Annotated in this window: 11 protein-coding genes and 1 riboswitch; of the genes, 1 reads left to right on the top strand and 10 read right to left on the bottom strand. The window is 71.3% G+C overall.

Annotation, left to right across the window (positions count from 1 at the left end; all coding sequences use genetic code 11):
• Nucleotides 1–198: 198 nt before the first annotated feature.
• Entirely contained in the window at nucleotides 199–1629 is a 1431-nt protein-coding gene (locus tag PLJ28_RS13305) for an L-serine ammonia-lyase (protein WP_298042139.1), read from the bottom strand.
• 16 nt (nucleotides 1630–1645) lie between these two features.
• Nucleotides 1646–1783, bottom strand: a complete 138-nt coding sequence (locus PLJ28_RS13300) for a hypothetical protein (protein ID WP_183529299.1) — start codon at nucleotides 1781–1783, stop codon at nucleotides 1646–1648.
• 149 nt (nucleotides 1784–1932) lie between these two features.
• Nucleotides 1933–2032: riboswitch (glycine riboswitch) on the bottom strand.
• Between the two features lie 135 nt (nucleotides 2033–2167).
• Here PLJ28_RS13300 and PLJ28_RS13295 point away from each other — a divergent pair.
• A complete protein-coding gene (locus PLJ28_RS13295; RefSeq protein WP_183529301.1) occupies nucleotides 2168–2779 on the top strand; it encodes a septum formation family protein in 612 nt (203 codons plus the stop codon).
• 102 nt (nucleotides 2780–2881) lie between these two features.
• On the opposite strand, the gene PLJ28_RS13290 is transcribed toward PLJ28_RS13295, so the two are convergent.
• The 8 genes from PLJ28_RS13290 to PLJ28_RS13255 form a co-directional block, all read right to left on the bottom strand.
• Nucleotides 2882–4597, bottom strand: a complete 1716-nt coding sequence (locus PLJ28_RS13290) for an MDR family MFS transporter (RefSeq protein ID WP_183529303.1) — start codon at nucleotides 4595–4597, stop codon at nucleotides 2882–2884.
• Nucleotides 4594–5217, bottom strand: coding sequence for a TetR/AcrR family transcriptional regulator (locus PLJ28_RS13285; RefSeq protein WP_221243768.1), 624 nt, complete (start codon nucleotides 5215–5217; stop codon nucleotides 4594–4596). The genes PLJ28_RS13290 and PLJ28_RS13285 overlap by 4 nt, the downstream gene beginning before the upstream one ends.
• A 176-nt stretch (nucleotides 5218–5393) precedes the next feature.
• The gene (locus PLJ28_RS13280) at nucleotides 5394–6845 is read right to left on the bottom strand and encodes a 2-hydroxycarboxylate transporter family protein (protein ID WP_183529305.1); all 1452 of its coding nucleotides are present in this window, start codon (nucleotides 6843–6845) and stop codon (nucleotides 5394–5396) included.
• Between the two features lie 78 nt (nucleotides 6846–6923).
• Nucleotides 6924–7799 carry a hydroxymethylglutaryl-CoA lyase gene (locus tag PLJ28_RS13275; protein ID WP_183529307.1) on the bottom strand — a complete coding sequence of 292 codons (876 nt, stop codon included), beginning with the start codon at nucleotides 7797–7799 and terminating at the stop codon, nucleotides 6924–6926.
• Nucleotides 7799–9043, bottom strand: a complete 1245-nt coding sequence (locus PLJ28_RS13270) for a CaiB/BaiF CoA transferase family protein (protein WP_183529309.1) — start codon at nucleotides 9041–9043, stop codon at nucleotides 7799–7801. The genes PLJ28_RS13275 and PLJ28_RS13270 overlap by 1 nt, the downstream gene beginning before the upstream one ends.
• Before the next feature lie 272 nt (nucleotides 9044–9315).
• Nucleotides 9316–9972: an IclR family transcriptional regulator gene (locus PLJ28_RS13265; protein ID WP_183529311.1), complete on the bottom strand. Its 657-nt coding sequence runs from the start codon at nucleotides 9970–9972 to the stop codon at nucleotides 9316–9318.
• Nucleotides 9973–10009: 37 nt separating this feature from the next.
• Entirely contained in the window at nucleotides 10010–11788 is a 1779-nt protein-coding gene (locus tag PLJ28_RS13260; protein ID WP_324590227.1) for a thiamine pyrophosphate-binding protein, read from the bottom strand.
• Between the two features lie 145 nt (nucleotides 11789–11933).
• A partial coding sequence (locus tag PLJ28_RS13255; RefSeq protein ID WP_324590226.1) for an Lrp/AsnC ligand binding domain-containing protein occupies nucleotides 11934–12185 on the bottom strand: 252 nt, incomplete at its 5' end.

Below are 12185 nucleotides of genomic sequence, written 5' to 3'. Positions count from 1 at the left end.
GGCCGGTGCCGATGGCTCCGCCGATGGCGATCAGCTGGATGTGCCGGTTGGACAGTGCCCGTTCGAGATGGGGCGACTGAGGGGTTTCGCTCATGCTGGAGCCTCTTCCCAGGTGTGATCTGCGGGTGGGGTTGGGATGGCTCCGGGTCGGTGATCCGGAGTCGTGACCGGCGCGCGAGGCCCCGGACGTGTGACGCGTCAGCAGGCGACGACGTTGACGGCCAGTCCTCCGAGGGCCGTCTCCTTGTACTTGTGACTCATGTCCTTACCAGTCTCGCGCATGGTGACGATGACCTCGTCCAGGCTGACCCGGTGGGTGCCGTCACCCCACATCGCCATCTTGGCCGCGTTGATCGCCTTGGCCGCGGCGATCGCGTTGCGCTCGATGCAGGGGATCTGCACGAGTCCGCCGATGGGGTCACAGGTCAGGCCCAGGTTGTGCTCCATGGCGATCTCCGCGGCGTTCTCCACGTGGGCGGGCGAACCGCCGAGGACCTCCGCCAGGCCGGCGGCCGCCATGGAGGAGGCCGAACCGACCTCACCCTGGCAGCCCACCTCGGCGCCCGAGATGGAGGCCTGCTCCTTGTACAGCACGCCCACCGCCGCGGCGGCCAGGAGGAACCGGGTGACGATCTGCTCCCGCGCGACGCGGAGCGCCTCGGGCCCCTGGGCGGCCGCGTCGAGGGCCGCCGGGGAGTAGTGGGTGGCGTAGAACAGCACCGCCGGGATGATGCCGGCGGCCCCGTTGGTGGGGGCGGTGACGACCCGGCCGCCCGAGGCGTTCTCCTCGTTGACCGCCAGCGCGACCAGGTTGACCCACTCCTGCCAGAACTTCGGGTCCCGGTCCGGGTCCTCTTCACGCAGGCGACGGTGCCACTCCGGGGCCCGGCGTGCGACGTTCAGTCCGCCCGGCAGCAGGCCGGTGCGCCGCAGGCTCGAGTCCTTGCACTCCTCCATCACGGTCCAGATGTGCAGCAGCCCGGCGCGGATCTCGTCCTCGGTGCGCCGGGTCCGCTCGTTGGCCAGCATCACCTCGCTGATGTCCATCCCGGTGGCGTGGCAGTGCTCGAGCAGTTGCTGGGCGGTGCTGAACGGGTGGGGCACCGTGGCCCCGGACCCATCCTGCTGGTCCCCGCCGGCGTCCTCCTCACCCTCCTGGACGATGAAGCCGCCACCCACGGAGAACCAGGTCTCGTCCGCCAGGACGGAGCCCTCGGCGTCCAGCGCCTGGAACCGCATGCCGTTGGTGTGCCGGTCGAGCACGGTCAGCGGGTGCTGCACCATGTCCTCCACCCCGTAGGGCAGGTCCTTGCCCGCCCCGAGGGCGGAGCACAGGCGCAGGGTGCCGGTGGAGTCGATGTCGGCCAGACGCTCCTCAACCTGGTCGGGCAGGATGAGCTCCGGGTCGTAGCCCTCCAGCCCGAGCAGGATCGCGGTGAAGGTGCCGTGTCCGCGACCGGTGGCCGCGAGGGATCCGTAGATGTCCAACCGCAGGTCGGCGGTGCGTTCCAGGAGATCCCCGGCGACCAGGGTCTCGGCGAACCGGCGCGCGGCCCGCATGGGGCCGACGGTGTGCGAACTGGAGGGACCGATGCCGACGGTGAACAGGTCGAAGACGCTGATGCTCATGGTGTTGTCCCGGGCCTCAGCGCCCGGCTCCGATCGGGTCGAGGTCCGGGTGGGCGGCAGTCACGGCCGCGTACCGGCCCGGACCGACCGCACGGTCGGTGAGGGTGGCGTCGGGCAGGTCGAGGGCATCCGGAAGAACGGGGGTGATCGGCATGAGGGAACTCCAGGCTTCTGCGCGGTGTCCCCGCGCGGTCCGTGTGTTCCTCCCCGATCTGTAGCTCGGCCTGAGAGTTTCCATCCCACCCGGGCGGGACTTGCTCCTTCGGCGAACGCGGAGGATGCCGCGCTACTTTCCAGATGTGCCTCGATGCGGCGGTACGGGGGCCTGAGAGTTTCCTGGGGAGGATTTGCTCCTACGGCGCCCGACCGGTGCTGCTGGACGGGACTCTCCCGCCGCACTCAACGGCTCTTCGGTTGTGACTGCGCTCACACCTTAGCGGTGTGCCGCGTTCCTGGCAACACGGCCGTGACGTTCACCCACGACGTCACCGTACCGCGATCCGGCATCCGGGCCCTGATCTGGCCGTATGCTCCCTCCATGACATCGCCGCGGCGTGGGCCGCTTCCGTGGCCCGGCCTGGCCGCCCTCGCCGCCGGACTGGCTGCTGCATCACTGGCCCTCACCGGCTGTACCGCCGTTCCCGACGAGGTGGACGAGTTCGCCCGCGGGTTCGGCGTGGAGATCAACCCGGATCGCACCGACATCACCGGCCTGGCCGTCGGGGACTGCTTCAACGGGTTCGAGGACGTGGGCAACGCCGTGACCACCGTGGACTGCGCCGAGGAACACGACTCCGAGTTGCTCCACGTGGTCACCGTGCCCGAGTCCGTGGCCGAGTTCCCCGGCGAGGACCGGGAACACCTCTGGCTCGAGCCCGAGGATGAGTGCCTGGGGACGGTGTTCGAGGACTACGTCGGGGAGCCGTACGAGTCCTCAGGCTGGGACGTGTACACGTTCCGGCCCACGGAGCGGGCCTGGGCCGAGGGTGACCGCACCGTCCAGTGCGTGGTCTACAGCCTGGAGGGCGGGTCCTGGACGGGCAGCCCCTCCACGGGTGACGCCGAGGTCATCCCCTTCGTGGGGCCGGACGATGCGCCCTTCGAGGCACCGGACGCCACGCCCCCGGACGCCGACCCCGTCGAGGGCTGACCCGCTCACCGCACGGCGACCGGAGCCGGCCCACCGACCGCGCGAGCGGTCGACGGTTGCGCGGCCGGCGGACGACGTCGCGGGCGGTCGCCGACGGCGGTACTACCGGGACCGCAGGGCGGGCGCGTGGCTCCGTTCGGGCGCGGAGTCGCCCGCGGGCTCATGGCTCGAGCCGGGCATGACGATCGAGAGGCTGCCCGTGGCCAGCGGTTCGGACTCCACCGTCCGCTCGATCCGGGTGGCCAGCGGCTTCTCCGTGACGAACACCAGCAGGACGGCGGCGATCAGGCCCAGCGGCGCGATCCACAGGAAGATCGGGGTCAGGGCGTCCGAGTATGCGGTGATCACCAGGTCGTGCAGCGGATCCGGCAGCGCGGACACCGCGGCCGGGGTCAATGACTCCGCACTGCCCATCTGGCCCGCGCCCGCCGAGGGCAGCCGCTCGACCAGCAGTCCGGCCAGCCGCGAGGCGAACAGGCTGCCGACCAGGGAGGAGCCCAGGGTGGCGCCGATCTGGCGGAAGTAGTTGTTGGAGGCCGTGGCGGTGCCCACCATGGTGACCGGGAAGGTGTTCTGCACGATCAGCACGAGGTTCTGCATGGACAGGCCGAGGCCCATCCCCAGCAGTGCCATGTAACCGCACGCCATCCAGAGGGGCTGGTGCGGGTCCATCAGGGACAGCAGGACCAGGGCGACGGCGATGACCAGCGCACCCACCACGGGGTACCACTTGTACTTGCCGTACCGGGAGATCAGCGCCCCGGACGCCGTCGAGGTGAGCAGCATGGCGCCCATCATGGGGATCATCGCCAGGCCGGCGACGGAGGCGTCCAGGCCGAAGGACATCTGCAGGTACGTGGGCATGTACCCGAGGGCGCCGAACATGGCCACGCCGATGAACAGGCCGGCCACGGTGGTCAGCACGAAGTTGGTCTCGCGGAACAGGGACATCGGGATCAGGGGCTCGGCGGTGCGCCGTTCGACCAGCACGAAGACGACACCGGCCACGACCGTCACGGCGATCAGGCCCAGGATGACCGGGTCGGACCACGCGTAGGTGCCGCCGCCCCAGGTGGTGACCAGCACAAGGGCGGTGGTGGCGACGGCGATCAGAGACATCCCGTACCAGTCCAGGGTCGGGCGACCGTGCCGGTGGCGGGGCAGCTTGAGGAAGAAGATCGCGGCCAGCAGGGCCAGCACGCCGATCGGGATGTTGATCCAGAAGGCCCAGCGCCAGCCGGGTCCGTCCGTGAACCACCCGCCGAGCAGGGGTCCCACCACGGAGGCCAGGGCGAACACCCCGCCCATGACGCCCATGTACTTGCCGCGTTCCCGGGCGGGGACCACGTCGGCGATGGCCGCCTGGGCCAGGATCATCAGTCCACCGCCGCCGATGCCCTGGATGACGCGGGACAGGATCAGCATGCCCATGTCCCCGGCCAGGCCGCCGACCACGGAGCCGAGCATGAACAGGCTGATCGCGGCGATGAGCAGCGGCCTGCGGCCGATCTGGTCACCGACCTTGCCGTAGATGGGCATGACGATGGTGGTGGCCAGGATGTAGGCGGTGATGACCCACACCATCTGGCTCACCCCGTTGAGCTCGCCCACGATCGTGGGCAGGGCCGTGGCGAAGACCGTCTGGTTCAGGGCGGCCAGCAGCATCGCCAGCATGAGGCCGACGAAGAGCGGGACGAGCGTCCCCGGGGGGATCGTCGAACCGGCCTCGGCCCGGTTCGGGGCCGCACCGGAGGCGCTGGCCTCCGTCGGAGCGGTGGCGGTGGGACTTCGACGGCGGTCGCGGGGGGTCTGGGTCATGAAAGCTTCCTGTAGAGGTCTTGGAACAGTTCGATCGCGTCGAGGACGGCCTCCGGCTCCAGCTGTCCGGTGGGCAGCGGGCCCTGGGCCATGATCGCGTAGCGCAACGGGGTGCCCGCCGCGGTGGTCAGCATCCGGGCGGTGTCCTCGACCCCGTGCCCGTGCAGTCCCTGCGACCACTCGGGATGGCCGGCCATCGCCGCGGCGAGCGCGCGCTGGACGAGGTCCTCACACTCCAGGGACAGCTCCCGGCGCCGGATGAGCAGGTGCGGGAACTTGGCGAACAACCGGCCCCGGCGCTCGACGTCCCCCTCGGCGTAGGCGCTGCGGCTGACGCCGAGCATCAGCTCCGTGGTGCGGCGCAACAGGCCGTCCCCGTCCAGGAATCCCTCGGGCAGTTCCGGGGGCTGGGGGCTGCGGACGCCGAGGATGGCGTCCTCCTTGGTGGGGAAGTAGTTGAAGAAGGTCCGCTGGGACACTCCGGCCTCGCTGGCGATGGCCTCGACGGTCACGCAGGGGATGTCCTCGTCCAGGGCCAGTCCGGCGGCCGCGTCGTGGATGAGATTCCACGTCTCGAGCTTTTTGCGCTCGCGCAGGGAGAGGGTATCCGCAGGGGTCATGGATCATATTTTTGCACGACTGCATGTTGTGCACAACTGCAGTGACCTGGCCCACGCTGCCCGCCACGGTGCGCACGCGGACCCCTCCGACGGCCGAACGCCAAAGGATGACCCGGAACACCCCGCATCGGGGCGTTCCGGGTCATCCTTTGACCTCTGGACACTCGGGGTGAGGGTCAGCCGACCAGCAGCGGCACCATCAGCGAAGTGACGAACAGCACCAGGGTGCCGCCGATGCGGTTGGTGATGGCCGCGAACGGCATGAGGTGCATGCGCTCGGAGGCGCTGAGGACGGAGACGTCGCCGGATCCGCCGGTGTCCGCCATGACCAGGCCGGGCACGATCGCCGACTCCACGAAGTTGAACTTCACCAGCCAGCCGATGACGCCGGCGGAGAGCCCGGCCACGAGCACGCACAGGAACGTCAGGACGATGAAGGACGGGTCGGCCAGGGAGACGAGGACCTCGTCGATCTTGATGTAGGTCAGGGAGACGCCCACGAGCAGGGCCGGGACCAGGACAGCGTTGATCAGCTCTCCCCAGTCGGTGGCGGAGGCCTCGAGGTCCTTCGGCAGCCACCCGGTCAGCTTCAGGACCACCATGATGATGATCGCCCAGGCGTAGGGATGCAGGAACTCCAGGTACGCGCCCAGCAATTCACCGACCACGAAGATCACGGCGGCGAACAGCAGGCCCTTGCCGAGCGCGATGTACGTGGAGGTATCGGCCTTCTTCGGCATCGTCAGCTCGCCGCGCGGGCCCTGGACGCGCATCAGGTCACCGTTGCCGGTGAAGCCGACGAAGAGGGTGGGCCGGTTCTTGCCGATGCCGTTGAGCAGCCCTGCGATGATGATGCAGAAGACATTGGCCAGCACGACGGCGGACATCAGGTCGCCCATGAACGCGGAGGCGTCCTGGCCGGTGCGGGAGGCGTACATCTCGGACATGGGCAGGGCGCCCAGGCCCAGGCCGCCGGCCATGATCGGCGCGGCCACCAGCAGGATGCCCTCGATGAACCCCTTGCCGAACAGCAGGGACACCAGCCCGATCACCACGAACGTGGCCACCATAGTGCCCACCACGGGCACGGCGAACCGCGGGCCGGCCTTGACCAGCAGTGCGCGCGGCATGCCGAGGATGGAACCGGCGATGATCGCCATGACGAAGAAGTCCAGGAAACCCTGCTCGTCGATGAAGGTGCTGGCCACGGTGATGATCGGTTCCGGGATGGCGCCGAGGTAGGCCAGCGTGGCGGGGGCGAAGGTGCAGAGGATGGTCGGCAGGCCGTAGTCCCGGATCAGGGGGACCCGGTTGCCGAGCCAGATGAACAGCCCGCCCAGCAGGATGGTCACCGCGAAGCCGGAGAGCATGGACGGTGCCAGTACCCCGGTGGTGGCGGCCGTGAGCACGACGCCGGCCATCACCAGGTAGACCGCGATCGGCACGCTGGCGATCCGCTTCCACCCGGCGCCCGTGTAGTGGACGCCCGGGCGGCCGTCGACGTCCTTGGCGACAGGGTGGCCCAGGCCGCCCTCGGACGCGGGATCGGTCCCGGCAGTGAGCTCCTGCTCGATCGCCTCGCGATCGCCGTGAGACCCCGTGGTCTCGTCGGTGGAGGTGGTGGACATGGCAGTCCCTTTCGTCAGGTGGGGGTGAGAATAGCGGGCCCCTGAGAGCCCGGGGGCCCGGGATGCCCGGGGTGAAGGTCAGGCGTGGGAGGGCTCGGCGAGCCGGGGGGCCGTGGCGAGAAGGTTCCGGGCCAGGGCGGTCGCCTCGGCCAGCGCGGCCTCGTCGATCCCGGTCAGGTGCCCGGCGGCGTGCAGGTGGCGGACCAGCTCCCCCGTGGAGAGGTTGCCGGCCGCGCCCGGGGCGAAGGGGCAGCCGCCGTACCCTCCGAGGGCGGCGTCGAAGCGGGTGATCCCGCGCTCGATCGCGGCGTCCACGGTGGCCAGGGCCTGGCCGTGGGCGTTGTGCAGGTGCAGGTAGTAGGTCAGTTCGGGCTCGGCCGCCAGCACGTGGTCGAGGCTGGCGATCAGCTCATCCGTGGGCGTGGTGCCCAGGGTGTCCGCCAGGCCGATGTCCGTCACGCCCATGGCCTTGAAGGACCGGACCATCCACAGCAGGTGCTCCGGATCGATCGCCCCCTCGAACGGGCAGGTGAACGCGGTCGAGATGCCGGCGAAGAAGTCGACGCCCGGGTGGGCCGCCACCTGTTCCCCCAGTCCCGCCAGGGCCTCCTCGATGCCCTGCCCGGCGTTGGCCGAGGAATGCGCCTGGCTGGCGGAGGTGACGATCTGCACGTGCCGCGCGCCGGCCGCCACCGCCCGCTCCACGCCCCGGCCGTTGAGCGCCAGGACGGTGAGCTCCGCCGTCGTGCCCTCCTGCAGGGACTGCAGGACCCCCTCGGCGCCGGCCATCTGCGGGACGCGCCGGGGGTTGACGAAGGAGGCGACCTCCATCCGCCGCACGCCGGCGGCCGCGATGGCCTCGCCGATCTCGACGCGCCGTGCGGGAGTCAGGGTGACGGGCTCGTCCTGGAGGCCGTCGCGCAGGAAGACGTCCGTGACCTGGATGGCGGTCATCAGCGCACCGCCTCGGCACCGGAGGCGGACACGGCGGCGATCTGGTCGTCGTCGAACCCTGCGACCTCGCGCAGCACCTGCTCGGTGTGCTCACCCAGGTCCGGGCCGATCCAGGCCACCCGCCCGTCGTGACCCGGGATCTTGGGGACCACGCCGGGGAAGCGGATCAGCTCGGGCTCGTCCTCGATGACGACTTCGTGCGTCTCGATCATCCCGCGGGCGATGTAGTGCTCGTCCTGGGCGATGGACGGGGCGTCGTAGACCGGGCCGGCCGGCACGCCCTGCTCGCTCAGCACGTCCAGGACCTCCTTGAGCGGGCGGGCGCCGGTCCACTCGGAGATGACGCCGTTGAGCTCCTCCTCGCGGTCGCCGCGGGCCTCGGTGGTCGTCAGGGACGCGTCCTCGGCCAGGTCCTCGCGGCCCACGGCACGCATGAGGCGCTTGAACACGGAGTTGGAGTTGCCGCCGATGACCACCTCGAGACCGTCCCCGGTCGGGTAGGAACCGGTCGGCACCACACCGGGGAGGCGCCCGCCGGTGCGCTGGCGGACCATGCCGTAGGCGTCGTAGTCCGGAACGAGGGATTCCAGCAGGCTGAACACGCCCTCATACAGGGCCACGTCCACGACCTGCCGGCCACGGGTGTCCCCACCGCGGGCCTTCTGGAGCATGAGCATCAGGGCGCCGATGACACCGTAGAGTCCGGCGACGGTGTCCCCCATGGAGGCGGCGGCACGGCCGGCCGGGCGGTCCGGCTCCCCGGTGATGTAGCGCAGGCCGGCGAAGGACTCGGCCGAGCTGCCGAAGCCGGCCCGGTCCTTGTAGGGACCGGTCTGGCCGTAGCCGGAGATCCGGACCATCACCAGGTCCGGGTTCCTGGCCATCAGCTCGTCCGGGCCCAGCCCCCACTTCTCCAGGGTGCCCGGGCGGAAGTTCTCGATCACGACATCGGCGCTCGCCGCCATCCTCAGCACGGCCTCGCGGCCGAGCTCGCTGCGCAGGTCCAGGGCGACGGACTTCTTGTTGCGGCCCATGGTGCGGAACAGCATGGACGTCTGCCCGCGGGTCTTGCGCCAGTCGCGCAGCTCGTCGCCGCCGGCGGGGCGCTCGATCTTGATGACCTCGGCCCCGAAGTCGCCGAAGAGGCGGGCGGCGAACGGGGCGGCGATGAAGCTGCCGAGTTCGAGGACGCGCACGCCCTCCAGGGGCAGGGTGTTCGTCCCGGTGTTGATGGCTTCGCTCACGCGATATCCTCCCGCTGAATTTCCCATCAGATGGGAAATGTTTGCTGTTTAGTGGGAAGACAGTAGCAATGAGTGATCGGGCTCACAACACCCCGTGTCCATGTTCTTCGGCGCCGCAGGTCAGGCCCGGCCTCCGGGCGTGGGGACCCGGGACGTCCACGGTCCGGGGCCGGTGCTCCGCGGCACCGTCCACGAGCGCGGGGCCACGCAGGACGGGCGCCACCGGGGGCGGGCGTCGCGGGGGGCGCCATCGGGGGTGGGCGCCCCCGGCCTCAGCTGAGACGCAGGGTCTCCATGACCTCCGCGAGATGATCCGCCGCCTCGACGGTCAGGGGCCCGAAGTCCTCTCCGGGGCTGCCCACCACCCGGGCCAGCGGCACGGCGACGCAGACGGCCCCGAGCAGTTCGCCCCGGACGGTCACCGGCGCGCTGACGGAGCCCAGTCCCGGGGTGCGCATCCCCACGGACTCCACCCAGCCCCGCGCCCGGACCGAGGCCAGGGCCTCGTCCTCGGCGGCGAGCAACCGCCCCGCCGATCCCGCGGGCAGGGGTTGACGGGTCCCCGGGGGCAGGGTGGCCCGCAGCGTGTGCGTGCTGTCCACGCTGGCCAGGCACAACCGGTCCCCGCCCCGCCGCACCCATAACTGGGAGGTCTCACCGGTCCGGTCACGGAGCGCGGTGAGGATGGGCAGTGCGGCGTTCTCGAGTGCGGACCGGACGAAGCGGCCACCGCGGCGGAACCGGCCGTCCGGATCACGGCGCAGGAACTCCAGTTCGGCCATCGACAGGGCGAGCCGGTGCACCGTGGACACGGACAGCTCCGTGCGGCGGGCGATGTCGCTCGCGGAGGCCGGGCCGGCCTCCACCGCGTCGAGGATGGCGGCCACCCTCTCCAGCATGCGGTTGCCACCGCCCTCGTTCGCCGTCATAGCGCCCATCCTGCCACCCCGGGGGCAGCGGACCGGCTCAGTCCACGGGCAGCGGCCGCGGTGCGGGCTGGGCACCGGCCATGGACTCCGCCATGTACTCGGCCACCACGTTGCGCGAGATCGGCAGGTCCAGCACGAACACGCCCTCGGCACCCCGGGCCACCCAGTCCTTCAGGGCATCCAGGTCGGCCAGGCTGCGGGCCTTGACGCCCTCGGCCCCGAAGGCGCGCCCGACGGCGGCGAAGTCCACCTCCTCGATGAGCATCGCCTCCTCGTCCAGGCCCCGGACGGCGTACTGGTGCAGTTCGGCCCCGTAGGCGGCGTCGTTGAACACGACCACCACGCCGGAGCGGGCCTGGCGCACGAAGCTCTCGAGATCGGCCAGGGCCATCAGCCCGCCACCGTCACCGGTGACGAGCACCGTGGTGCGCTCCGGCCGGGCCGCGGCGGCGCCCACGGCGGACGGGAAGCCCAGCCCGATCGACTGGAACGCGGTGCCGACGAACGTGTGGGAGCGCGCGTCCGGCACCGAGCACATCAGGGGCACCCAGCCGATGAAGTGGCCGCCGTCCTGCACGAAGGTCCGCTCGGCCGGCAGGATCTCCTCCAGCGCGAGGGCCATGGACCGCGGGTTCAGCCGGCCGTCCTCGGCGAGCCCGTCCTCCACGGACCCGTCGGCCCTCACCGTCTCCAGCCGCGGGGCCGCCGGGATGGCCTGCCGGGCGCGCCAGCCGCCGTCGGGACGGCCGTTCTCGTCCGGCGTAGCACCCAGCGCCGCCGCCAGGGCTCCCAGGGCGGCCCCGGCGTCGGACACCAGGAAGTGATCGGTGCGCTCGTGGCGCTTCCAGTCCCGCGTGTCGACCTGCAGCACGGTCGCCCCGGCTCCGAGGAGGGTGCCGTAACGCAACTGGAACGGGTTCATCCCGGCACCGACGACGAGCACGACGTCGGCCTGGCGCATGATCTCCGCGCGGTCCAGCCGGGCGAAGCCGCCGGCGATGCCCAGGTCGCCCTCGAGCCCGGCCACGTTGCGGGCCATCACGGAGGTCGCGATGAAGGCGCCCAGTCCGTCGGCCAGCCGGCGCAGGGCCTCCGGCGCCCCGGGGGAGTCCACGACGCCGCGGCCGGCGATGATCAAGGGGCGCTTGGCGCCGCGCAGGGCGGCCAGGAAGGGGGCGATCCCGGCACCGGTCGGGGCCGGCAGGGACCCGTGGAGGGGTGCCTCGCCCGTCAGCCCGTCCGCCCCGGTGGAGCCGCGCACCGGCGCCTCGACCAGGTCGTAGGGGATGGCGACCACGACGGGCCGGGACTCGGCACGGGCGCGGGCGTAGGCATCGCGCACCTGGGCGGCGGGGTCGTGGTCGTTCAGCCGGACGGTCTCGACGCCGGCCGCGGCGGCCATGCCGACCTGGTCCACGTCGAAGAAGCGCGGACCGGTGGTGGGGGCGTCCCCGATGATCAGCACCAGCGGGATGCGCGCCAGGGCGGCCTCGGCCAGGGCGGTCAGGGTGTTCGTGAAGCCGGCGCCATAGGTGACCGTGGCGGTGGCGAGCCGTCCCGACGCGCGGAAGGCGGCGTCCGCGGCCGCGACGGCGCCCGCCTCGTGCCGGACGGTGACGAAGGGGAAGCCCGTGCTGGTCAGCTCGCTGATCAGGTGGGCGTTGCCGTTGCCCATCAGCCCGAACAGGAGGGTGTCCTGCTCGCGCACGACCCGCGCGACGGCCTGGGGGACGGTGGGGACGCGGGTCTCACCGGCGGCGCCGGACTCCTGCACGGCGTGGGCGGTGGTCGGGCGGGCATCGGCGACTGCGGTCATGGCGGCGTTCCTCGTCTCGGGGCATCAGGACTCTCGAGAAGGAGTGTGACCGGCCCTTCGACGTTGTGCAATCAGCCGGCGAACGGCTGGCCAGTCTGTGCAATCTGACCGGTATCGCGCGGCCGCGGGTGGACAGTCTGACCAGTCATTCGCCGGAAGCCGCCACCGCGTGCAGCAGCGGCAGCGTCCGGCCCTGCTCGTGGGTGCGCAACGCCAGCGCGGAGGAGGTCCGCGCGACACCGGGGACCTGCGAGATCCGGTCCAGCACGTCCTGCAGGTCCTGGCCGTTGCGGGCCACCACGCGCAGGTGCAGGTCATGGTCGCCGGTGACCGTGTAGAGGTCGGTGACCTCGGGGATGGCGGAGAGGATCGCCTCGGTGACCGGTTCGTGGCCGAC

Source organism: Citricoccus sp., assembly GCF_035445025.1.
Taxonomy (GTDB): Bacteria; Actinomycetota; Actinomycetes; order Actinomycetales; family Micrococcaceae; genus Citricoccus.
Note: the sequence above shows the minus strand (reverse complement) of the source record. Positions and strands in the feature narration are given on the sequence as shown.